Source organism: Gordonia sp. SID5947 (assembly GCF_009862785.1).
GTDB lineage: Bacteria > Actinomycetota > Actinomycetes > Mycobacteriales > Mycobacteriaceae > Gordonia.
On sequence record NZ_WWHU01000001.1, the window covers coordinates 4343701 to 4367098 of the forward strand.

The window sequence follows — 23398 nt, forward strand, 5'->3', positions numbered from 1 at the left end:
TGGTCTCGATACGCCGCTCCTTCGTCGCGGCGACTCGACCAGCGGATGGTGGGCGGCTACCGGCGCTGGTGCGGCAATCCGAGAGCAAGCATGCCGATGATGTCGCGCTGGACCTCGTTCGTCCCGCCACCGAAGGTGAGGATCAGCGACGACCGCTGGAACCGCTCGAGCCGGCCCTGCAGGTGCGCGCCGGTGCTGCCACGACGCAATGTCGCGGCGGGTCCGACGATCTCCATCAGCAATCGGTACGCCTCGGTGGCGAACTCGGTGCCGTAGACCTTCGTCGCGGACGCGTCGGCGGGGCTGGGGGAGGCGCCGGATGCGGCGATCGACGCGATCTTCCAGTTGATCAACTTCAAGAACTCGACCTTGGCGTGCACCCGTGCGAGGTTGCTCTGGACCCACGCGGTGTCGATGACGCGCTGCCCGTCACCGGTCTTGGTGTGTTGTGCCCACTCGATCGTCTCGCGCAGCGCGGTCTGGATGGGGGCAGCACTGCACAGTGCGACGCGTTCGTGGTTGAGCTGATTGGTCACCAACGGCCAGCCGCCGCCCTCCTCGCCGACCAGCGCAGAGGTGGGCACCCGGACGTCCTGGTAGTAGGTGGCACTGGTGTCGACGCCGGCCATCGTGTGCACCGGGGTGTAGCTGAATCCCTCCGCGGTGGCGGGCACGATGATCATGGAGATGCCGGAGTGCTTCTTGAGGCCGCGCTTCTTTCCGTCCTCGGTCAGGGCGCTCGGATCGGTTCGGCAGGCGAGCCAGATGTAGTCGGCGTAGGGGACCAGGCTGGTCCACATCTTCTGGCCGTTGATCACGTATTCGTCGCCGTCGCGGATCGCCGTGGTTCGGAGCGCGGCGAGGTCGGTACCCGCGCCCGGTTCCGAGTACCCGATGGAGAAGTGCAACTGTCCCGCCGCGATCTTGGGCAGGAAGAACGCCTTCTGCTCGTCGGTGCCGTAGTGCATGATCGTCGGCGCAACCGAGTTGATGGTCAGGAACGGGACCGGCGCGCCAGCGATCGCGGCCTCGTCGGTGAAGATCAGCTGGTCCATCATGGATCGGTTCTGACCGCCGAACTCGGTCGGCCAGCCGAGGGCGAGCCACCCGTCGGCACCCATCTGGGCAACCACGTCGCGGTAGGCGTCGCCCTCGCCGATTTCACCTTCGCCGCCGGTCAGGGCGGCTCGGCGCTCGTCGGTCATCAGGGCCGCGAAGTAGGATCGCAACTCCCGACGAAGGTCCGTTTGTTGGTCGGTGTAGGCGATGCGCATCGGGTCTCCGTGTCCTGGGACGAGTGGGGCGGCCCGGCGATATGTCACAGTGATCAACCGGGGGATGGTGAGTGGTACTCGCCAACTTCTGAAACACGTTCTAACCTGAATGACACAGCCCGTCAACCAGACGAACCGTCTCGAAGGAGTGGCCAGGATGCGAATCAAGGCAGATTTCGACCTCTGTGAGTCCAACGCCGTGTGCGTGGGCATGGCACCGGATGTATTCGACCTCGATGATGACGACTACCTGGTGATTCTCAAGGAAGAGGTCCCGGCCGAGCGTGAGGAGGAGCTGCGGCAGGTGGTGGCGAGCTGCCCCAAGTCCGCGCTCTCCCTCGAGTGACCCGAACGACGGGAATCTGACCAAGCGGTTCCCCTCCGAGCGCGTTCGTGCTAGAACAGGTTCTAGTTTGTTGCAGCCTTGAGGAGGGAACTGGCGTGGGTCAGTCGTTGGACGGACGTGTGGCGGTCGTTACCGGAGCCGGTGGGGGGCTCGGTCGCGCTGAGGCGATCGGGTTGGCCGGTGAGGGAGCCACGGTGATCGTGAACGACCTTGCCGCGTCGCTCGATTCGAGTGATGTCATCGATGTGATCACGACGGCCGGTGGACGTGCGGTACCGGTCGCGGGGGACATCGGTGAATCCGCGACGGCCGCCGAGATCATGCGGACCGCCACCGAGGATCTCGGTGGTCTGGACATCGTGATGAGCAACGCGGGATCACCCGCGACAAGATGTTGTTCAACATGACCGACGACGAGTGGGACCTGGTGATCCGGGTCCACCTCCGCGGACATTTCCTGCTCAACCGCAACGCGGCGAGCCATTGGCGCAGTGCCTCGAAGTCCGCCGGGGGGCCGGTCTACGGGCGGCTGATCAACACCGCGTCGGAAGCCGGGTTGCTCGGGCCGGGGGGCCAGGCGAACTACGCCGCGGCGAAGTCCGGGATCATCGCCTTGACGGTCTCGGCATCGCGAGCGCTCGAGCGGTACGGAGTCCGCGCCAATGCGATCTGCCCCCGTGCCCGCACACCGATGACCTCGGATGTCTTCGGAGCGGCGCCCGACGACGGCGCTGATCCGCTCGCGCCCGAGCATGTGGTGAAGCTGGTGAAGTTTCTCGCGGGAAATGATGCCGAAAAAGTTACCGGACAGGTCTTCGTGGTATACGGGGCCAAAGTTATGCTGATGGCCGCTCCGACGGTGGAAGAAACCTTCACTGCAGTGGGGGCTGCATGGGAAGATGGCGACCTGGCGAAGACGCTGACCAGCTACTTTGCCGACCGTGATGCGAGCCGGACGTTCTCGGCGAGTGAATTGGTCGACTGACCAGAACGTGTCTTGACCACGTGATAAGTTCGCGGTGTTCGCTGGGCGAGCACAGCGTCGGGGGGATTCCCCCGGGGGTAAGGAGTGCTGGTGTTTGAGAAGCTCGCCACGCCTATGGCAGGTGTTGGGGACTTCGTCGCCCTGGGGGTCGAATCCGCACGGGAGCTGTTCCGCCGGCCATTTCAATGGCGTGAGACGGTCGAACAATCGTGGGCGATCGCTCGGGTCTCGATGGTTCCCACCCTGCTCGTGGCCATCCCGTTCACCGTGTTGGTCAGCTTCACGCTGAACATCCTGCTTCGCGAGATCGGTGCACAGGATCTCTCGGGTGCCGGCGCGGCGTTGGGCACGATCACCCAGATCGGACCGATCGTGACGGTGCTGATCGTCGCGGGTGCGGGAGCCACCGCCATCTGTGCCGACCTCGGTGCGCGCACCATCCGAGAAGAGATCGACGCGATGAAGGTGCTGGGCATCAACCCGATTCACCGGCTCGTCGTCCCGCGCATCATCGCGTCCACCGGCGTTGCCATCCTGCTCAACAGCCTGGTGTGCACGATCGGCATCGGCGGCGGATTCATGTTCTCGGTGTTCCTCCAGGACGTGAACCCGGGCGCATTCATCGCCAACCTCACGTTGCTCACCGGTTTCGGCGAGCTGATGATCTCGATGGTCAAAGCGGCCCTGTTCGGGTTGTTCGCCGGGATGGTGGGCTGCTACCAGGGGCTCAACGTCAAGGGTGGCGCCAAGGGCGTCGGGGACGCCGTCAACGAGACCGTGGTGTATTCGTTCATGGCGTTGTTCGTGGTCAACGTCGTGGTGACCGCGGTCGGTCTGAAAGCGACGGCGGGCTGACCCATGGTTCTTCCGTTCACCACCAGGTTCCGCACTGCCCGAGTTGCCGCGAAGCGTGCCGGCGAAGACTGGGATCAGATCGGCGATCAGGCCCTTTTCTACTGGGACAGCGTCATCGCCATCCCGCGCGCGATCAAGCACTACAAGAAGGAGACCCTGCGTCTCATCGCCGAGATCTCGATGGGCACCGGCGCGCTCGCCATGATCGGCGGCACCGTGGTGGTCGTCGGGTTCCTGACGCTCTTCACCGGCGGCACCATCGCCGTCCAGGGCTACAGCTCGCTCGCCAACATCGGCGTCGAGGCCCTGACCGGCTTCTTCTCGGCATTCATCAACGTGCGCATCGCGGTCCCGGTGATCGCGGGTATCGCACTCGCGGCCACGATCGGCGCGGGCGCGACGGCGCAGCTGGGCGCCATGCGTGTCAGTGAGGAGATCGATGCCCTCGAGACGATGGCGATCTCCTCGATCCCGTATCTCGTCAGCACCCGGATCGTCGCAGGGCTGATCGCGATCATCCCGCTCTACGCGCTCGCGTCGCTCGCGTCGTTCATCGCCAGCCGGTTCGCCACGGTGTTCATCTACGGACAGTCACCGGGTGTCTACGACCACTACTTCAACACGTTCCTCATCCCGTCGGACATCCTCTGGTCCTTCGTGCAGGCGATCTGCATGGCCGTGGCCGTGATGCTCATCCACACCTACTACGGCTACAACGCGTCGGGGGGCCGGTCGGCGTCGGCGTCGCGGTGGGGAACGCGGTTCGCGCATCGCTCGTTGTTGTGGTCGTGATCACACTCTTGACGTCGCTCGCCATCTATGGCGCCGACGGCAAGTTCAACCTGGCGGGATAAGGGACATGGTCAGACGACAGGAGCGCAGCAGAGCGGTCCGCCGGACGGCGGCGACGGTCATGGTCGTGTCGCTGGTGGCGGTCATCGCGGCGGCGACCGGGCAGTTCCTCGGCTGGTTCGCGTCAACTACGCCGGTCACGCTGGAGGCGCCGCGGGCCGGACTCGTGATGAACCCGGACGCCAAGGTCAAGCTGCGCGGTGTGGAGGTCGGCCGGGTTGCGTCCATCTCGGAGAACGGCGACAACGCGGTCCTGAAGCTCGACATCGCAAGCGACCAGATGGCGCTCATCCCGGGCAACGTCACCGCCGACATCAAATCGAACACCATCTTCGGTGCGAAGGCGGTGAACCTCGTGGTCCCGTCGACCGGGGCGTCGGGGACGATGCAGTCGGGTCAGACCATCGACGCCGACCACGTGGTGGTCGAGCTCAACACGGTCTACCAGCAGCTTGTCGACGTGCTCGCGAAGCTGCAGCCCGAGAAGCTGAACGCGACGCTCGGAGCGATCAACACCGCCCTCTCGGGACGTGGTGATCAGGTCGGCGTGGCCGTCGATCAGTTGTCGAAGCTGGTGGGGACCACCAACAAGCATCTCCCCGAGCTCAATTCACTGTTTCGCCAAACCGCCACCGTGACGAATGTGTATGCGGACTCGATGCCGAATCTGATGCGGACGGTCGACAACTTCACCTATGTCGGAGACACGTTGGTGGACAACACCGCCAACCTCGACGCACTGCTGATCAATGCGACGGGGATGGCCAACACCATCAACGGCATCCTCGCCCCGTCGAAATCGACCTTGATCTCGGCGCTGTCGAACCTGAACCCGACGGCCCGGCTGCTCGGCTATCAGGCACCCGGTCTGAAGTGCTTCATCAACGCGGTCGCGGTGGCCGGTCAGAAGGCCGGACCCATCTTCGGTCTCAACGACGGCCTGCTGAAGCTCAACGCCGGCCTGTTGCCGGGCAAAGAGCCGTACCGCTATCCCGAAGACCTCCCGACGGTGAATGCGGATGGGCCGCCGACCTGTGTGGACGGGCTGTCCGACCAGGACTCCACCAAGCACACCCCGTTCTACGTGAGTGACACCGCGGCCGTGCCGTATCAGCCCCGCACCACGCCCAAGGCCGACAAGACAAAGATCTTCCAATTGTTGTTCGGAGCACCGCCCCGTGGATAATCGTGCCCGCGCATTTCGCGCAACTGTCATCAAGCTCGGAGCCTTCGCGGTTGTGATGATCCTGGTGTTCGTGGCGCTCGTCGTCGTCTTCAGCCAGTACCGATCGGGTAAGTCCGAGGAGTACTCCGCACTGTTCACCAGTGCGTCGGCGATGAAGCCGGGCAGCAAGGTGAAGATCGCCGGGGTCCAGGTCGGTTCGGTCAAGGGTGTATCGCTCACACGCGACAACCAGGCCGAGGTGGAATTCACCGTCGACCAGCAGTACGCGCTGCCGACGTCCGTGCACGCCCTCGTCCGGTACGAGAATCTGACGGGCGACCGTTACCTCGAACTGCAGAAGGGGACCGGTGACCCGAGCGAGACGATCTCGCCCGGTGACCAGATCCCGGTGGGACAGACCGAACCGGCGCTCGACCTCGACAAGCTCCTCGGTGGCTTCAAGCCGTTGTTCCGGACGTTGAACCCGGCTGAGGTGAACGAACTGTCGTCGTCGTTGATCGACGTGTTCCAGGGGCAGGGGGCCGGCCTGAACAGCCTGCTGTCGAACACCTCGCAGTTCACCAACGCCCTCGCCGACCGTGACGCGCTGATCGGTCAGGTCATCGACAACCTGAACCAGACCCTGACCACCCTCGACAAGGACCGCAAGGGGTTCGACGAGAGCGTCGATCTGCTCCAGCAGCTCGTCAGTGGGCTGTCGGCGCAGCGCGGCACCATCGGGAACGCGTTGACCCAGACCTCGAAACTGACGAACGGACTGTCCGATCTGCTGGTCTCCACCCGGCCCGACATCCAGTCCTCGACGACCAATCTGGGCAAGACATCCGAGCAGTTCCTCAAGGGCGGCGACTACGTGAGCAGCCTGATCCAGCGACTGCCCGGTGACTTCAAGAAGCTGTCGAACCTGGGCAGCTACGGCGCGTGGCTGCAGATCTGGCTCTGCAAGGTCCGGATCATCTTCAGTGGTCCCGGAGGTAAGCAGATCAGCTGGACCAACATCGATGCGACAGGCGACACGACCGGACCCGGTGGGAGGTGCAAGTTCGAATGAGCCTTCCTTTCAGCGGAGTGTTCCGCAACAAACGGACGACGTCCGGCGAAGCCGACATCGCGCGCGAGGACAAGCGCGGCGGACGCAGTCGCGCGCAGATCGGTGTGATCGGCGTGGTGATCACCGCACTGGTGGTGATCGTGGCGATGCAGATGGACCGGCTGCCCTACCTTTCGCCGATCAGTACCTACAAGGCCTACTTCGACGATGCGGGTGGCCTGGTCTCGGGCGATGTCGTGACCGTCTCGGGTGTCAATGTCGGTACGGTGCAGAGTGTTTCGCTGGCGAACACCGACGGCGGCACCAAGGCGCAGGTGACCTTCCGGATGAACGACACCGTGCAGATGGGCATCGACTCGCAGGCCGCGATCAAGACCGAGACCGTGCTGGGCCGTCGCAACCTGACGATCGTGCCGCACGGCCCGGACCGCATCCGGCCCGGCGGGGAGATACCCAACGAGAACACCATCGCGCCCTATTCGCTCACCGATGCACTCGAAGGGGCGACGGACACTCTCGCCGAGACCGACACCGACCAGCTCAACAAGGCCCTCGATGTCATGTCGGACACCTTCTCCGACACGCCTGAGCAGGTGCGCGGAGCCGTCGACGGGGTGGCGCGACTCTCGAAGTCGGTCGCCGATCGCGACGACGCGCTGCGCGGTCTGCTCGGCAAGGCCAACCAGGTGACGAAGATCGTGGGCGACCGCAGCGAACAGATCAACCGACTGCTGCTGGACGCGAATTCGCTTGTCGGCGAGTTGCAGATGCGTCAGGCGGCGATCGCGCAGCTGATCACCGGGACCCGTGATGTGAGCGCACAGATCAGCGGCTTCATCAAGGACAACAACGCTCAACTGACGCCGGTCCTCAACAAGCTCGACGGCGTCCTGAAGATCCTCACCGACAACGAGTCGAGCCTACGGTCGGCGATCGACGAACTCGGTCCCTACGCCAACGTGCTCGGCGAGGCGGTGGCCTCCGGCCCGTACTTCTCGTCGCTGGTCGGCATCCCGACGTTCGGCGACTACACCGCTGTGTTCATGAAGACCCTGCAGCGGAAGTATCCGGAGATCTGGCAAGCCTTCAACTACACGAACCCGTTGAATCCCAACGGTTTCAAGCTGGTTCCCGGGTACGACGACAGCGCGCCGAAGCCGAAGGCGCCCAAGCTGGAGTATCCGAAGGCGCCGGCTTCGACACCGAAGCAGGGGGGCTGACATGGGCATCGGTAAACGCGTCTGGGCGGTCATCGCCGCGGTCGTACTGGCGATCTTGGTGATCGTCATCGGCTTCGTGGGTTTCACCAAGGCGACCACCAACACCATCACGGCGTACTTCCCGTCCGCGGGCGGACTCTACGACGGCGACCCCGTGAGGGTTCTCGGCGTGAACGTCGGCAAGGTGACCTCGGTCTCGCCGCGCGACGGTGACGTCGAGATCAAGATGCAGGTGGACAAGGACACTCCGATTCCGGCGGACGCCAAAGCTGTGGTGGTCGCCCAGAGTCTGGTGTCGGGCAGGTTCGTCCAACTGACGCCGGTCTATGCAGGTGGACCGAAGATGGCCGAGAACGCCGACATCCCGATGAACCGGACGGCGGTCCCAGTCGAATGGGACGACATCAAAAAGCAGCTCTCCAAGCTGACCGAGGCGGTCGGGCCCAAGGGCGCCGACCCCGGGTCGGCGGCCAAGGTGATCGACGTCGCGGACAAGAACCTCGACGGCAACGGGGCAGCGATCAATGCCTCCATCAAGGAACTCTCCGACGTGATGGGCACGCTCTCGGCAGGCCGCGGCGATCTTTTCGCCACCATCCGCAGTCTGCAGAAGCTCACCGACGCGTTGTCGACGAGCCATGAGCAGCTGATGCAGTTCAACGGTCGCATCGCATCGGTCAGCAAGGTACTCGGCGACAACACCGACGAGCTGAACGGTGCCCTGCACAATCTCGATTCCGCGATGTCGGATGTGCAGGACTTCATCGACAAGAACGGCAAGGCGCTCTCCGGCTCGGTGAAGAACCTCTCGGACACCACGAAGATCCTGGCGGACAAGGACGAACAGATCCGCGGTCTGCTGCACTCGGGGCCACACCAGCTGGCGAACTTCTACAACATCTACAACCCGATGACCGGCTCGCTGTCGGGCATCTTCGGTCTGGGCATGGGTGCCAATCTGATCACCCTGCTGTGCGGATCGATGCAAGCCAACGACCGGCCCGGGCAGAGTCAGGCAGAGGTGGACAAGTGCGTGGACACGCTCGCGCCGGTGCTCTCCTCGATCTCGATGAACTATCCGCCGTTCCTGACCAATCCGGTCACCGGGATCAATGCGCGGCCCGACCAAATCCAGTACCAGAACGCCGACGTCAAGGCCCGCGCGCAGGCGGGGATCCGGCAGCAGGATGCGCAGACCCGCAAGAACGACAACAGCGGTGGCAGTGCCCTCGGCAATCTCCTCGTGCCTTTCGGGGGTGAGAACTGATGCGCCGCACGGGATTGGCCGCCCTTCTGGTGGTCGTGATGGCCGGCCTGTCGGCGTGTAGTTTCCAGGGACTCAACAGCCTGGCGATCCCGGGTGCGCAGGGCACCGGGAACGGTTCGTACGAGATCTCCGCGATCATCCCGACGGCGGCCGGCCTGGAATCCAACGCGCCGGTGATGATCGACGACGCGACCGTCGGCAGCGTCGGACCGATCACGTTGCAGGACTGGAATGCCCACGTGGACATCCGGCTGGACCCGGGCGTGAAGGTGCCGCGTGGGTCCCACGTGATGGTCGGTATGACGAGCGTGCTGGGATCGTCACATCTCCAGATCGTCCAGCCGGAGAATCCGACCGGCGGCGTGATGGAGGCGGGGGACGAGATCCCGCTCACCAAATGTCCTGAGCAGTCGAACATCACGACGAGTCCGGGCGCCCCGGCGGTGCCGGACATCAACGCGGCACAACAGGTGGCGGCATGCACATACCCGACCACCGAGCAGGTGCTGAGCTCGTTGTCGGTGGTGCTCAACGGTGGTGGTCTCGCTCAGTTCGGCGACATCGTGCACGAGATGAACTCTGTCTTCACCGGCCGTCAGGAGACGATCCGCAAGCTCGTCCCGCGACTCGACACCCTGGTCGGTGATCTGAACCGGCAGAAGGCCAACATCATCAGGGCGACGGAGGGACTCGATCGGCTGGCGGCGTCGATCAACGAGCAGACGCCGACGGTGGAGAAGGCTCTCTCGGACGGGCCGGAGATCCTCGGGCTCCTCAACGAGCAGAAGCAGCAGTTCATCGACACGCTGGGAGCGTTGGGGAAGCTGTCGAAGACGAGCAACGACATCCTCGACGCCAACGACAAGGACATCAAGACCATCGTCTCGAACCTGGCGCCGGTGCTCGATCAGCTGCAGGCGACCGGACCGGCGCTCACACAGTCGCTGGGCTTCTTCCTCACCTTCCCGTTCTACGAGGGGGCCATTCCCAAGATCGTCAAGGGTGACTACGTGAACAGCGACCTCGTGCTCGACCTGAGTTTCCAACGGTTGTCCCGCGGCCTGCTCTCCTCGGTGGGTCTCGTCGGACCCGAAGGCATCGTCGGGCGGCAGGCCGGTGCGGCCAAGCGCGGCCTCGACCCGTTCACCTCGCCGCTGAGCCCGGCGGGCATGCAGCCGCGTGAGAAGAAGCCGTCCGGCCGCACCCCGGCCTCCTCGGCTCCGACATCGAAGAAGAGCGGGGGGAACTGATGAAGATCACGCGCTTTGTCCGTATCCAGCTGCTCATCTTCGCGATAGTCACGGTGATCTCGCTGATCGCGATGGCGATCTTCTACATCCGGATCCCGTCGATGTTCGGCATCGGCGAGTACCGCGTCGAGGTGAAACTGCCGAGCAGCGGAGGCCTCTACCAGAACGCGAACGTCAGTTTTCGGGGCGTCAACGTCGGCAAGGTGACGGCCGTCAAACTGACCGAGAACGGTGTGGTGGCCGATCTGTCGATCGGCAACGGAACCGAGATCCCGGTGTCGTCGCAGGCCGCGGTGCGCAGCGTCTCGGCGATCGGTGAGCAGTACGTGGAGTTCACCCCGGTGCCCAATGGGCCGACCGGTCACCTGCACGACGGCTCGGTGGTCGACAGCGGGCAGGTGCCCGTCGAGATCTCGACGATGCTCGACCAGGCGAACGCGTTGCTCGGGAAGGTCGGCGACACCAAACTGCGTTCGGTGATGGACGAGGCCTTCGAGGCCTTCAACGGCACCGGTGAGCAACTGCAACGTCTGCTGGATTCGATGACACTGCTGGTCGGCGACGCCTCCAAGAACACCGAGCCGCTGATGAAGCTCATCGACCAGGCCGGACCGCTGCTGTCCACCCAGTCGCAGACCGCCGACGACATCCGCTCGTGGACCGCCGACGTCACGAAGTTCACCGACCAGCTGAGGGCCAACAACCCCGAGGTCACCGACATCCTCCAGAAGGGCCCGTCCACGGCGTCGCAGACGCAGGAACTGTTCTCGTCGATGAACCAGACGCTGCCGATGCTCATCTCGAATCTGGGTGTGTCAGCGAAGACGCTGGCCGTCTACCACCCGAATCTGCAGCAGATCGTGGTGATCTATCCGCGACTGATCGCCGCCTTGGTGACAGCGCTGAACACGGAGAACGGCCACTACGGGGCAAACGTGGACTTCGCGCTGGGGTTCCAGGACCCGGGAACCTGCACGATGGGCTTCATCCCCGCGTCGCAGTGGCGATCGCCGGCGGTTCAGACCGCCCGGGACATCCCGCCCGGCATGCTGTGTCGCGTGCCGCAGGATTCGAACCTGGCGGTGCGTGGTGCCCGCAACTTCCCGTGCGCGGAGTTCCCGGGCCGCCGGGCGCCCACGCCGGAGGAATGCCGCACGGGTTACAAGCCGAAGGGGGAGAACGTCCCCTTCCCGAAGGGCCTGCCCTTCGGGCTCAAAGCGCCGGTGAGCGGGCAGGCGAAGCCTGCGGCCGGTGAGGCAACCCAGGCCACTCCGTCGAGCTACACGCCCGGCGCCGCGGTGTATGCCACCCCGTACGATCCGAAGACGGGTGACTACATCGGTCCGGACGGCAAGACCTACAACGCCGGTCTCGGGCAGGATTCACAAGGACAAGACAGTACATGGGAGAGCATGATCAGCAGCACGGTGCAGAAGTGACCTCGGATAAACCCGAGGACACCACGCCCGACCCCAGCCCGGAAACCACGGAGGATTCTGCGTCGGCCCCGTCGACGCCTGTTCGGCGTGCCCCGGTTCGCAAGGCCCCGCTCGGTCGGGGCCGGAAACGACCGTCGCAGCCGGCAGAGGGCGGCGGTGACAAGCCGGCGTCCGAAGTGTCGTCGTCGGAGGGCGCCGACGCGGCTTCCGCCGAACCGGTGGGCGCCGATGAACCGGCGGCTGTCACTGATCCCGGCACCACCACTGCGGGTGCGGAGCGCGCGAGCACCGGCGACTCCGGCGTCGAGGAGAGGACCACCGCGGTCGCGGGGAACAGGTCACCTATCGCGAGCGTCGGCGTGCGCGCACCGCAGCGGCGCAGCGCAGCCGTGACAGCCGTCTGACCGGCGACGGCTCGTCGGTCCGTTACAAGGGCACCGACTCGTCGAGGACGAAGCACATCGTCCTGGCGTCGGTGTGCGGTCTCGTGATCGTGGCGCTCGTCGCGGTCTCGGTGGTGTTCGCAGTCGGCATCAACCGCTATGACGAGAAGAACGACCTGCGTGCCGAGTACTCGGACTTCGCGTCCCAGATGATCGTCAACCTGACCACGCTGAACCCGGACAGCGTCGACGACGCGCTGAAGACGCTGCAGGACAAGACGAGTGGCAAAGCCCAGCAGCAGATGCAGGACTCGATGAAGCAGGCCGTCGGGCTGGTCAAGGACCAGAAGATCGACACCAAGACAACGATCTTGTCGGAGGCCGTCACCAAGGCGGAGCCGGACGAGGGAACCGCCATCGTCGTCTACGGATGGCAGATGAAGAATCCGGATCCCAAGGAGGAGACGATCGTTCAGACGTTCCGGTGGCGGGTGCAGATGACCCGGATCAACGGCGACCTCAAGATGACCAACTTCGAGTGGGTGACGTAGATGCGTGTCACCACCGGTCGCATCGTCGCGGCATCATTGGTCATCCTGCTCGTCGCCGCGACGGCGGTGACGGTCTTCCTCGGTATTCGGTTCTTCGACGACCGGGCCACCGAGAACGCCCGCAATTCCTCGCTGGAGGCGGCAAAGGGCTATGCCACCACCATGTTCGGGTACACGCCGGAGAATGTCGATCAGCACATCGCGGAGTCGAAGTCGGTGTTGACCGGGGCGGCCAAGCCGACCTACGACGACCTCGTCACCAAGAACAATCTCGCCGCCGAGGTGCGTAAGCAGGGTGTCGTGTCCGCGGTGACCATCCAGGACGCAGGCGTGGTGACCAACACCAAGGACACCTCGCAGGTGCTGATCTTCATGAATCAGTCGGTCACCCGTAACAAGAAGGAACTCGTCCGCGTCGACCCGAGTCGCCTGACCTTCACCATGGTCAAGCAGGGGGATCGGTGGATGATCAACGGGATCGATGTGATCACCGACGATTCGTTCCGTAGCCGCATCGAACAGACGGACACGCCACCGCCCGGTGCTGTGCCGTTGCCGGCGCCATCGTCTACGCCTGCCCCGTCCTCGCCGCCTGCCGGCTGACGAAATCACTCTGGGGTCACGGACCCTGTCGGAGATCTCGATACGCGCCCTCGCTTCGCTCGGGTGCTACTCGATCGCCGGATGGTGGCTGGGTGCTACTCGATCGGCGGATGGTGGCTCGGGTGCCATTCGATCGGCGACGCCATGTTCTGTTGGTCGAGTAGTCGACGAGCTTGCGAGGAGACGTATCGAGACCTCGCGCGAACAGAAACGGGGCCGACCACGTGTGGTGGTCGGCCCCGTTCTCCTGTGAGAGATCAGGATTCGGAGGTGTATCCCATCGGCATGAGGATCGACTTGTGCTCGACGTAGGATTCGAGTCCCTCGCGGCCGTTCTCGCGGCCGATGCCGGAGTTCTTGTAACCGCCGAAGGGTGAGCCGGGATCGATGGCGTACCAATTGATCCCGAGCGTGCCGGTGCGAACCTGCTTGGCGATCGCCACGCCGCGCTCGACGTCGGCAGTCCAGATCGAACCGGCCAGACCGTAATCGGAGTCGTTCGCGATCGTCACAGCCTCGTCGACGGTGTCATAGGCGATCACACTGATGACCGGGCCGAAGATCTCCTCGCGGGCGATCGTCATGTCGTTGGTGACGCCGGTGAAGATCGTCGGGGTGACATAGAAGCCGTTCTCCAGGCCTTCGGGACGGGTGCCCTCGAGTACGGCGGTGGCGCCTTCTTCTTTGCCCTTCGCCACGTAGCCTTCGACCTTGTCGCGCTGCTTGGCGGTGATGATCGGTCCGAGGCCCGTGCCCTCCGCCGTCGGCAGCCCCGGGGTGAAGGTCTTCGCGGTGGCGACCATCGCATCGACGATCTCGTCGTGACGCGAGCGCGGCACCAGAACGCGGGTCTGGGCGACGCACGCCTGTCCGGCGTTGATCAGGCCGGCCGAGAAGACCAGCATGTGGATGTTCGCCTCGAGATCGACGTCGTCGAGGACGATCGCAGCCGACTTGCCGCCGAGTTCGAGCGAACAGCGCTTGAGGGTCTCGCCGCAGCGGGCGGCGATCGCTCGGCCCGCGGCCGTGGAGCCGGTGAAGGTGATCTTGTCGACGTCGGGATGGTCGACCAGCGCCTGGCCTGCGGCGACACCACCCGGCACCACCGAGATCACGCCCTCGGGGACGCCTGCCTCGACGAAGAGCTCTGCGAGCAGGTTCGCGTTGAGCGGGGTCTCGGGCGCGGGCTTGAGCACGATGGAACAGCCGGAGGCGAGCGCGGGACCGAACTTGTTGCACAGCAGGAACAATGGCACGTTCCACGCGATGATCGCGCCCACGACGCCGACGGGCTCGCGGGTCACCAGTGTCTCGCCGAACAGCCCGGCGCGCTTCTCCTCCCACGCGAAATCGGTGGCGGCGGCGGCATATCCCTGCAGCACTCCGGTGCCGGCGAGCCCTTGGAGGGTGGTGACGTCGGTCGGGGTGGCGCCCATCTCGGCGGAGACCAGGCTGCTGATCTCGCCCATGCGTTCGTTGATCAGATCCGCCGCGCGGCTCAGGACGGCTGCCCGCTCGGCCGGCGGGGTGTCGCGCCAGACCCCCGACGCGAATGCCGCCCGTGCGGCCTTGACCGCGTTGTCGACATCGACCTCGTCGGCGAGGGGTACGGAACCGACTCGTTCGCCGGTGGCGGGCGAGAACACCTCGAGCGTCTCGGTCGAATGCGGATCCACCCACTGTCCACCGATGAACAGCTGCGGTTGGTCGCCGGCGCCGACCAGGTCGGATGCCGGACGGGACTCGACGGTCTCGGTCATAGATGTGCTCCTGGGTGGTGGTGTGAACTACTCCACAACCGATACTAGAACACGTTCTAACTTCGGGGCCAGGGGTGGTCGTCGCCCATCACCGACGAATCCGGCCTCAGCAACCCGCCCAGGGCGTCAACGGCCGAATCGGATCATTGCCGTGAGCCCTTCGACCACATCGTCGAGAACCGTGATCTGTTCTGACACGGTGTTGCATTCGAGCAACTGCTGCCGGTCGGCGGGGCCGATGGGCAGGCGGATGGCCCACTCGAACAAGCCGTGGTCGCCGAGGTCGGCGACGTCGAAATCGGGTAGACCCACCGGCACCGCCTCGGGCCGGGTGGCGGCCACCTCGTCGACGAAGGCGCGCAGCGCGCGCCCGAGTTCGATGACCCGCGGGTGATCGTCGGGACCGATCCGCGGCTCGGGGAGATCCTCGGTGACGGCCTTCGGATAGGGATCGTCGGGCAGCCACTCGACGATGCGGATCCGCGTCGTACCGGTGCAGGTGAGCGAGGCCCGACCATCGGGTTGGCGGATCAGGTTCTCGATCCGGGCGAAGGTGCCGACATCGTGTCGGACGTCGCCGCCACCCACCTCGTGGCCGCGTGCGATCAGCACCACGCCGAAACCTGCGTCGACGGGCCCGTCGACCACCGATCCCTGCTCGTCGGTGCCGACGCAGTCGGCGAGCATCTGCCGATATCGCGGCTCGAAGATCCGTAGCGGTAGCGGCTCACCGGGCAGCAGCGCGGTCCCCAACGGGAACATCGGCGTGCCCGGGGCGCGCGGCACGCCTGTCAGGCGCTGGGTTTGGCGTCGAGGACGACCTCGAACTCGAGCAGATCGGCTCCGCTCGCCACCGGCTTGGCGCGCTCGCCGGAGTGAGCCTCCTTCGCCGGGCCCGATGCCCATGCCTGGAAGTCCTCTTCGGACTCCCACTGGGTGACCACGAAATACCGGTCGTCACCCTTCACCGGGCGCAGCAACTGGAAACCGAGGAAGCCCTTGGAGCCGTCCACGGAGTGGGCACGGTTCGCGAACCGCTTCTCGAGTTCCGGTCCGGCACCGTCGGGAACCGAAATCGCATTGATCTTCACAACTGCCATGGGCCCCACCCTACTGGCATGCTGGAGTGAGGTATCGACAGTTCAGTGACCGAGCGGAGGTGCCATGGCACGCGGGAAATTGGAACCGGGGCCCGATCACCCCATCACGGTGTCGCCGACGGGTGGTCGCGTCGTCGTCAAGGTGGGCGACGCCGTCGTCGCGCGGACGTCGGATGCGTTCACCCTGCGCGAGGCGGAGTACCCGCCCGTGCAGTACATACCGCGAGAATGCGTCGACCCCTCGTTGCTCCGCGACAGTACGACCACCACGTTCTGCCCGTACAAGGGCGAGTGCAACTACTACGACCTCACCCTGGAGTCCGAGGTGCTGACCGACGCGGTCTGGATCTACCGGTCCCCGTACGACGCCGTCGCGGAGATCGCCGACCATGTCGCGTTCTATCCGGGTCGGGTGTCGGTCGACGTCGACGTGGCGTCGGGCTGATCCGCGGCCGCTGCCATACCCTGGCATCGTGACCGCCGCCGATACCGAGCCCCGCTCCGCGATCGCGCAGTCGGCCGGCACCGAGATCGGTCTGCTCGATCACGGCGGGCCCACCGACAGTGACGGCCAGCCGATTCGCGGTGTCGGCCCGATCGTCCTGCTGCACGGGCTGATGGGACGCGGACGCACGTGGCGCCGCCAGATCCCGTGGCTGCGTCGGCACGGTCGGGTCTTCACCTTCGACGCCGCCTTCCACACCGGCGCCGACGTCGAGGCGCCTGCCGACCGCGCTGAGTTGAGCACCGAGCGTTTCGTCACCGATCTCGCCGAGATCCTGGTGTGGATCGATCAGGGGCCTGCCGTTCTGGTGGGCCACTCGATGGGCGCGCTGCACGCCTGGTGTACCGCCGCGGCGTATCCGGAGATGGTGTCGGCGTTGGTGATCGAGGACATGGCGCCCGACTTTCGCGGGCGGTCCACGCGCAGCTGGACGCCCTGGTTCGACAGCTGGCCCAATCGGTTCGAATCGATGTCACACGCGCAGGAGATGTTCGGTGAGGTCGCCGGCCGCTACTTCTACGAGGCCTTCGACGACGGGCGGTTGCACGGCAGCCTGCCCGTCTGGTCGGAGATCGCCGAGGAGTGGGGTGGTCGCGAATTCTGGTCCGAGTGGGAGACGGTGAGGGTTCCGTCGCTGGTGATCGAGGCCGAACACTCGGTGACACCGCCGGGCCAGATGCGCATGATGTGTTCGACCAGCGGCCGGGCGCAGTACCTACAGGTGCCCGACGCCGGGCATCTGGTGCACGACGACGCCCCGGACATCTATCGCGGTGCGGTGGAGGCGTTTGCGGCCGGACTGCCGACCACCTCGGCCGGCTGGGTCATCAATTCGCCTCCCCTGCAAGACAAAACCGACCGTCGTCGGTGAGTTCGACCAGACCGTCACTGAGCAGTGAGTCGAGGGCCCGGTCGCGCTGTGCGGTGTCGGTGGTCCACACGGTGTCCAATCGTGCGCGGAGCACCGGCTGATCGGTGCCACGCAGGACGTCGAGTAGCAGTCCGCGGACCTGTCGGTCGGTGCCGGCGAACTTCTGTACTTTGCGGACGGGCCCGGTGTGGGCGGGCCTGCCGAGCCGGATCCAGGTGCAGTCGACGAGCGGACAGTCGTCGCACCGCGGGTTGCGGGCCGTGCACACCAGCGCGCCGAGTTCCATCAGCGCGGCGGAGAATCGCGGTGCCGTGGCGTCGACGGAGTCGTCCGCGCGGCGCGGCAGGAGGGCGGTGGCATCGGCGAGGTCGGTGCGGGACGGATTGCCCGGCTGTTCCCGGCCGTGCACCGCCCGGGCGATGACCCGCCGGACGTTGGTGTCCACCACCGGAACCGACTGCCCGTAGGCGAAGCAGGCCACGGCCCGGGCGGTGTAGTCCCCGATGCCGGGGAGTGTGAGCATGGTGTCGACGTCGTCGGGGACGCGATCGTCGTGGTGCTCGGCGAGTACCGTCGCGCACTCATGGAGTCGCAGCGCCCGGCGGGGATAGCCGAGCTTGCCCCACGCCCGCAGCACCTCGCCCGGCGATGCGGCCGCCATGGCCGACGGCACCGGCCATCGCTGCACCCACTCGCGCCACGGCCCGACCACGCGGGACACCGGCGTCTGCTGCAACATGATCTCGCTGATCAGGATCTGCCAGCCGGACAGTCCGGGTGCGCGCCAGGGGAGGTCGCGCTCGTGGAGGTCGAACCAGCCGAGCAGAACGGCCGGTGGCACACTAGTGGCCATGAGCCAAGTGACTCCCACCGAAGCCTGGAAGATCCTGCAGGAAGGGAATGATCGGTTCGTCGCCGGCGAGTCTCAACATCCCAAACAGGGTATCGAGGATCGCGAGCGTCTGACATCGGGACAGCACCCGCACGTCGTGTTGTTCGGCTGCTCGGATTCGCGGCTGTCGGCGGAGATCATCTTCGATCAAGGACTCGGCGACATGTTCGTCGTCCGCACGGCGGGTCAGGTCATCGACTCGGCAGTGCTGGGGTCGCTGGAGTTCGCCGCCGAGGTCCTCGAGGTCCCGCTCATCGCGATCCTCGGCCACGACAGCTGCGGCGCGGTGAAGGCGACGCTCAACGCGCTCGACAACCTGGAGATCCCCGGCGGTTACATCCGGGAGCTCGTCGAGAAGGTGAGTCCCAGCATCCTGGCCGGCCGCAGTGAGGGGCTGACGCGCGTCGACGAGTTCGAGGCGCGGCACGTCCTGGAGACCGGTCGGCAGCTGATCGAGCGCAGCCGCGTCATCGCGGACCGGGTTGCCGACGGAAGGCTCGCGATCATCGGGCTCACCTATCAGCTCGGCGAGGGACGGGCACAGATCCGCGGCGTCATCGGACAGATCGACGGCGTCGAGACCGTCGACGCCTGAACCGACCGACTGCGGGCTGAACCCCAACTTTAGACTTTTGGCCGGTCAGGCCCTGTTTGTGCGACACGCCGAGCGGGATCGGACGCGGCGTGAACAGGGGCCGTTAGCGTGGGTCCCGTGATCGAACCGCAAGGCCCGCTACCACCTGAGATCTATTGGCGACGTCGGATCGTCGCCATCGGTGGTGCCGCCGTCGCGCTTGCGTTGATCATCGGACTCATCATCTGGGCGACCGGGAGCAACGGTGGCGACCCGTCGAATTCGGCGGCCTCGTCATCCGTTGCGTCGTCGACGGCGTATTCGAGTGAGCCGCCTGCCGAGTCCTCCGACCCGTCGGCCAGCGGTCAGGTCTCCGGTGGGGGAACCGGTGGCAGCGGTTCCAGTAGCGGAGTGCCCGGCGCAGACGCTGCCGCGGGGGTCGGCGGTTCGGCCGTGTCGTCGTCGGTGCCCGCGCCGAGCGGAGCCGCGCAGGCTCCGGGCCCCGTGCCGGCATCCGGCCTGTGCCCCGACGCGAACATCTCGGTGGTGCTGTACACCGACAAGCCGACCTACTCGACCGGCGATCAGCCGGTCTTCACGATCGTCACCACCAACGCCGGTCTCACCGACTGCACGCGCGACGTCGGCAAGGCGGCGCAGGACGTGGTGGTCCGCACCCTCGACGGCACGCGGACGCTCTGGTCGGCTCGTGACTGCTCGCCGTTGCAGACGGTCAACAACGTGAACCTCAAACCCTCGCAGCAGGTGCGCGACACCATCACATGGTCGGGCACCACGAGCAGCCCCGGCTGCGACAAGCCGCGCGTGCCGATCGCGGTCGGGGCCTACCAAGCCATCGGGAAGATAGGGGAGAAGGAGTCCGCGCCGATCACGTTCAACGTGGTGGCGCCGGCCCAGCCGTGACTCCGTCGATTCGGTAGCAACAATCCGCGGTGGGCGCGGAGTATTGCTACGAAATCGCCTCAGGTGGTGGCGCGGACGACGAGTTGCACGGGTAACCGGACGGTCTCCGCTTCGTCGCCGGCCGCCAGTTCGAGCAACCGTCGGGCCGCCGTCGCGCCGATCTCGTGCGCGGGCGAGCGGATCGTGGTGAGCGGCACCGGTAATTGCGCGACGACGGGGATGTCGTTGTAGCCGACGAGCGCCAGGTCGTCGGGGATGCGCAGGCCGAGGTCGCGGGCGACGCCCATGACGCCGATCGCGATGGTGTCGGAGACCGTGAAGATCGCGGTGGGACGCGCGGGGAGTCGAGCAGGGCGCGGCCGGCGGCGATGCCGCCGTCGACCTCGAACGTGGAGTGCACGATCCGGTCTGCGGGCAGTTCGACCGACGCCCCGCGGAGCGCGTCGCGAAAGCCCGCCAAGCGGTCGCCCGCTGTGGTGGCGTGGCGAGGCCCGGCGACGACGGCGATGTCGGTGTGCCCGCGGTCGAGCAGGTGCCGTGCCGCGAGGTGGCCGCCCCGGAGGTCGTCGCCGCCGACGAAGGGCAGGCCGGACCCGGCGTGGCGGGTCACCGCGAGCATCGGGACGTTGCCGATGCGGAGGCTCTCGATGAACGGCCGCCCGGGATCGTGCAGACTGCTGAGGAGCAGGCCGTCCACCTGGCGGCCCACCAGCAACTCGATCGCGCGGCGCTGGGCGTCGAGGTCGTCGGGCGGGCTCGACAGCAGGACCGAATATCCCGCGAGGGAGGCGGCCTCCTCGATGCCCTGATAGGTCGTCGCGACCACCCCGTCGGTCAGGCGGGTCATCACCACGCCGAGGGTGGTGGTCTTCCGCGTCCGCAGACTGGCTGCCCAGAGGTTGGGCTGATAGCCGAGTTCCACCGCGACCTCGCGCACCCGTAGTGCCGACGCCGACCAGCCGTCGACCGGTTCGGGCTGACGCAGGACGCGGGAGGCGGTGGAGACGTGCACACCTGCGCGTTCGGCGATCTCCTTGAGGGTCGGAGCCCGGTTCCCGTCTCGCATGCACGCTCACCTCCCTTTGGTCCCACGCCGGTTGACGGCTCAACGCAGCAGCCCTACATTAGTCGATGCAAACGTTCTTGCAATCGTTCTCGCACGCTCGATGGAGGCCCCGATGTCCCGACCGCAGACCCTGAGCCAGCTCTTCGCGCTCGATTCACTTCTCGAGCCGGAGGAGATCGCGATCCGGGACACCGTCCGGAAATTCGGCGACGAACGTCTGCGGCCGCACATCGCGGAATGGTTCGAGGACGGCCGGCTCCCGGCCCGCGACATCGCGAAGGAGCTGGGGTCGCTCGGTGCGCTCGGTATGCATCTGGAGGGCTACGGCTGCCCGGGCCTGAGCGCCACCACCTACGGCCTCGCGTGTCTCGAACTCGAGGCGGTGGACTCCGGCATCCGGAGCCTGGTCTCGGTGCAGGGTTCGCTGGCCATGTTCTCCATCCATCATTGGGGCAGTGCGGAGCAGAAGCAGGAGTGGTTGCCGCGCATGGCCTCTGGCGACGCCATCGGATGCTTCGGGTTGACCGAGCCCGATTTCGGGTCCAATCCCGCCGGGATGCGTACCCACGCCAAGCGTGACGGCGACGACTTCGTGCTGAACGGCACCAAGATGTGGATCACCAACGGCTCGATCGCCGACGTCGCGGTGGTGTGGGCGCAGACCGATCTGGAGGAGGGTGCGGCCGGCATCCGCGGGTTCGTGGTGCCGACCGACACGCCGGGCTTCTCGGCGCCGGAGATCCACAAGAAGGTCTCGCTCCGGGCGTCGGTCACCTCGGAGCTGGTGCTCGACGGCGTCCGCCTGCCGCAGTCGGCGATGCTGCCGGAGGCGCGCGGATTGCGCGGCCCGCTCACCAGTCTCGGCGAGGCTCGCTTCGGGATCATCTTCGGATCGGTGGGCGCCGCCCGGGACTGCCTCGAGGTGGCCGTCGACTACGCCAAGACGCGGGAGGTGTTCGACAAGCCCCTCGCCGGATATCAGCTGACCCAGGCCAAGATCGCGGACATGGCACTCGAGGTCGGCAAGGGTCATCTGCTGGCTTATCACCTCGGCCGGCTCAAGGACCGCGGCGAGATCACCCCGGAGCAGGTCAGCACGGGCAAACTCAACAATGTGCGCGAGGCGATCGCAGTGGCCCGCCAGTGCCGGACAATCCTGGGCGCCAACGGGATCACGCTCGAATACCCGGTCATCCGCCACGCCAACAACTTGGAATCGGTGCTCACCTACGAGGGCACATCCGAGGTACATCAGCTCACCATCGGCAAGGCCCTGACCGGCGAGGGCGCATTCCGGTGAGCGGTGCCCTCGACGACCTGGTGATCGCCGACTTCGGCCGGGTGCTCGCCGGCCCGTATGCGACCATGCTGCTCGCCGACCTCGGGGCGGAGGTGATCAAGATCGAACGGCCGGGTGCCGGCGACGACACCCGCAGCTGGGGACCGCCGTGGGTCGGCGATCCCGACGACGCGCAATCGTCGTACTTCTTGTCGGTCAACCGCAACAAGCAGTCGGCCGCACTGGATCTCACCGACCCCGACGACCTCGCCGCCGCCCGACGACTGGTCGCGCGCGCCGACGTGGTCGTGGAGAACTTCCTGCCCGGCACGATGGACCGGCTGGGTCTCGGGTACCGGGACGCCGTGTCGATCAATCCCGACGTCGTCTACTGCTCGGTGACCGGATTCGGCGGCGACCATCAGCTCCCCGGCTACGACCTCCTCATCCAGGCTGTCGGCGGCCTCATGAGCATCACCGGTGCCGATCCGGACCATCCGACGAAGGTCGGCGTCGCGATGGTCGACGTGATCACCGGATTACATGCCGCCGTGGGCATCCTGTCGGCGTTGCGCCACCGGGACCGGACCGGCGAGGGGCAGCGGATCGAGGTCAACCTGCTCTCGTCGCTGCTGTCGGCGTTGGTCAACCAGACGTCGGGCTACGTGACGGCCGGGGTCGTCCCGCATGCGATGGGCAACCGCCATCCGAGCATCGCGCCCTACGAGGTCTTCGAGACCGCCGACCGCCCGCTGGTACTCGCCGTCGGCAACGACCGTCAATTCGCTGCGCTCGTCGACGCTCTCGGCAGGCCGGAGATGGCTTCCGACAACAGGTTTGCGACCAACAGCGACCGGGTCGCGCATCGAGGCGATCTCGTCGACATCCTGAATTCGCTTCTCTCCCAGGACACCGCCGACAACTGGTTCGCGGCACTCACCGGCCGGCGGGTGCCGTGTGGTCCGCTCAACGACATCGCGGATGCCATCGCGCTCGCCGAGCGACTCGGACTGACGCCTGTCGTCGAGATAGACGACCCGCGACGTGACGATCCGATCCGACAGGTGGCCAATCCGATCCGGATGAGCGCGACGCCCGCGACCTACCGCTCGGCGCCGCCACGCCTCGACGAACACGGCGTGCTGTTCCAGGACGCGTAGCGAGT

The 23398-nt window shown here is 66.1% G+C and carries 22 protein-coding genes and 3 pseudogenes; 19 read left to right on the top strand and 6 right to left on the bottom strand.

What is annotated here, in order from left to right; translation table 11 throughout:
• Positions 1–56: 56 nt before the first annotated feature.
• Entirely contained in the window at positions 57–1274 is a 1218-nt protein-coding gene (locus tag GTV32_RS19875; RefSeq protein ID WP_161061776.1) for an acyl-CoA dehydrogenase family protein, read from the bottom strand.
• A gap of 157 nt (positions 1275–1431) precedes the next feature.
• Between GTV32_RS19875 and GTV32_RS19880 the strand changes: the two genes are divergently transcribed.
• The 13 genes and pseudogenes from GTV32_RS19880 (at position 1432) to GTV32_RS19940 (ending at position 13262) form a co-directional block, all read left to right on the top strand.
• Positions 1432–1620: a ferredoxin gene (locus GTV32_RS19880; RefSeq protein WP_161061777.1), complete on the top strand. Its 189-nt coding sequence runs from the start codon at positions 1432–1434 to the stop codon at positions 1618–1620.
• A gap of 95 nt (positions 1621–1715) precedes the next feature.
• A pseudogene (locus tag GTV32_RS19885) lies at positions 1716–2605 on the top strand (3-oxoacyl-ACP reductase).
• A gap of 90 nt (positions 2606–2695) precedes the next feature.
• A complete protein-coding gene (locus GTV32_RS19890; RefSeq protein ID WP_161061778.1) occupies positions 2696–3460 on the top strand; it encodes an ABC transporter permease in 765 nt (254 codons plus the stop codon).
• Positions 3461–3463: 3 nt separating this feature from the next.
• Positions 3464–4314 (top strand): annotated as a pseudogene (locus GTV32_RS19895) (ABC transporter permease).
• A 5-nt stretch (positions 4315–4319) separates the two neighbouring features.
• Entirely contained in the window at positions 4320–5498 is a 1179-nt protein-coding gene (locus GTV32_RS19900) for an MCE family protein (RefSeq protein ID WP_161061779.1), read from the top strand.
• Entirely contained in the window at positions 5491–6549 is a 1059-nt protein-coding gene (locus tag GTV32_RS19905; protein WP_161061780.1) for an MCE family protein, read from the top strand. The genes GTV32_RS19900 and GTV32_RS19905 overlap by 8 nt, the downstream gene beginning before the upstream one ends.
• Positions 6546–7769 (top strand): MCE family protein, encoded by a 1224-nt coding sequence (locus GTV32_RS19910; protein WP_161061781.1) that lies wholly within the window; start codon positions 6546–6548, stop codon positions 7767–7769. Before GTV32_RS19905 ends, GTV32_RS19910 begins: the two co-directional genes overlap by 4 nt.
• A 1-nt stretch (position 7770) precedes the next feature.
• Positions 7771–9036, top strand: a complete 1266-nt coding sequence (locus tag GTV32_RS19915) for an MlaD family protein (protein ID WP_161061782.1) — start codon at positions 7771–7773, stop codon at positions 9034–9036.
• Positions 9036–10286, top strand: a complete 1251-nt coding sequence (locus GTV32_RS19920) for an MlaD family protein (RefSeq protein ID WP_161061783.1) — start codon at positions 9036–9038, stop codon at positions 10284–10286. Before GTV32_RS19915 ends, GTV32_RS19920 begins: the two co-directional genes overlap by 1 nt.
• Complete coding sequence (locus GTV32_RS19925) at positions 10286–11725, top strand: MlaD family protein (protein WP_161061784.1); 1440 nt, start codon at positions 10286–10288, stop codon at positions 11723–11725. Before GTV32_RS19920 ends, GTV32_RS19925 begins: the two co-directional genes overlap by 1 nt.
• Positions 11722–12129 (top strand): hypothetical protein, encoded by a 408-nt coding sequence (locus tag GTV32_RS19930; RefSeq protein ID WP_161061785.1) that lies wholly within the window; start codon positions 11722–11724, stop codon positions 12127–12129. The genes GTV32_RS19925 and GTV32_RS19930 overlap by 4 nt, the downstream gene beginning before the upstream one ends.
• Before the next feature lie 83 nt (positions 12130–12212).
• Positions 12213–12659, top strand: coding sequence for a hypothetical protein (locus GTV32_RS19935; protein WP_161061786.1), 447 nt, complete (start codon positions 12213–12215; stop codon positions 12657–12659).
• Positions 12660–13262, top strand: coding sequence for a hypothetical protein (locus tag GTV32_RS19940; RefSeq protein ID WP_161061787.1), 603 nt, complete (start codon positions 12660–12662; stop codon positions 13260–13262).
• Between the two features lie 257 nt (positions 13263–13519).
• On the opposite strand, the gene GTV32_RS19945 is transcribed toward GTV32_RS19940, so the two are convergent.
• The 3 genes from GTV32_RS19945 to GTV32_RS19955 all read right to left on the bottom strand — a co-directional run bounded on the left by GTV32_RS19945 (position 13520) and on the right by GTV32_RS19955 (position 16122).
• A complete protein-coding gene (locus GTV32_RS19945; RefSeq protein ID WP_161061788.1) occupies positions 13520–15022 on the bottom strand; it encodes an aldehyde dehydrogenase in 1503 nt (500 codons plus the stop codon).
• A 126-nt stretch (positions 15023–15148) separates the two neighbouring features.
• Complete coding sequence (locus GTV32_RS19950) at positions 15149–15784, bottom strand: LON peptidase substrate-binding domain-containing protein (RefSeq protein WP_161062655.1); 636 nt, start codon at positions 15782–15784, stop codon at positions 15149–15151.
• Positions 15785–15813: 29 nt separating this feature from the next.
• Positions 15814–16122: an antibiotic biosynthesis monooxygenase gene (locus GTV32_RS19955; protein WP_161061789.1), complete on the bottom strand. Its 309-nt coding sequence runs from the start codon at positions 16120–16122 to the stop codon at positions 15814–15816.
• Between the two features lie 64 nt (positions 16123–16186).
• Between GTV32_RS19955 and GTV32_RS19960 the strand changes: the two genes are divergently transcribed.
• Positions 16187–16567: a DUF427 domain-containing protein gene (locus GTV32_RS19960; RefSeq protein WP_161061790.1), complete on the top strand. Its 381-nt coding sequence runs from the start codon at positions 16187–16189 to the stop codon at positions 16565–16567.
• Positions 16568–16658: 91 nt separating this feature from the next.
• Positions 16659–17498, top strand: a complete 840-nt coding sequence (locus tag GTV32_RS19965) for an alpha/beta hydrolase (RefSeq protein WP_272918294.1) — start codon at positions 16659–16661, stop codon at positions 17496–17498.
• On the opposite strand, the gene GTV32_RS19970 is transcribed toward GTV32_RS19965, so the two are convergent.
• Positions 17455–18351: an A/G-specific adenine glycosylase gene (locus tag GTV32_RS19970; protein ID WP_161061792.1), complete on the bottom strand. Its 897-nt coding sequence runs from the start codon at positions 18349–18351 to the stop codon at positions 17455–17457. The two genes, GTV32_RS19965 and GTV32_RS19970, sit on opposite strands and share 44 nt — an antisense overlap.
• Between GTV32_RS19970 and GTV32_RS19975 the strand changes: the two genes are divergently transcribed.
• Together GTV32_RS19975 and GTV32_RS19980 are read left to right on the top strand one after the other, a co-directional pair.
• Positions 18350–18985 carry a carbonic anhydrase gene (locus GTV32_RS19975; protein WP_161061793.1) on the top strand — a complete coding sequence of 212 codons (636 nt, stop codon included), beginning with the start codon at positions 18350–18352 and terminating at the stop codon, positions 18983–18985. The two genes, GTV32_RS19970 and GTV32_RS19975, sit on opposite strands and share 2 nt — an antisense overlap.
• 117 nt (positions 18986–19102) lie before the next feature.
• A complete protein-coding gene (locus tag GTV32_RS19980) occupies positions 19103–19888 on the top strand; it encodes a hypothetical protein (RefSeq protein WP_161061794.1) in 786 nt (261 codons plus the stop codon).
• A gap of 59 nt (positions 19889–19947) precedes the next feature.
• Here GTV32_RS19980 and GTV32_RS19985 read toward each other — a convergent pair.
• Positions 19948–20954 (bottom strand): annotated as a pseudogene (locus GTV32_RS19985) (LacI family DNA-binding transcriptional regulator).
• A 112-nt stretch (positions 20955–21066) separates the two neighbouring features.
• Here GTV32_RS19985 and GTV32_RS19990 point away from each other — a divergent pair.
• Together GTV32_RS19990 and GTV32_RS19995 are read left to right on the top strand one after the other, a co-directional pair.
• Positions 21067–22254, top strand: coding sequence for an acyl-CoA dehydrogenase family protein (locus tag GTV32_RS19990; protein ID WP_161061795.1), 1188 nt, complete (start codon positions 21067–21069; stop codon positions 22252–22254).
• Entirely contained in the window at positions 22251–23393 is a 1143-nt protein-coding gene (locus GTV32_RS19995; protein WP_161061796.1) for a CoA transferase, read from the top strand. The genes GTV32_RS19990 and GTV32_RS19995 overlap by 4 nt, the downstream gene beginning before the upstream one ends.
• Positions 23394–23398 lie beyond the last annotated feature (5 nt).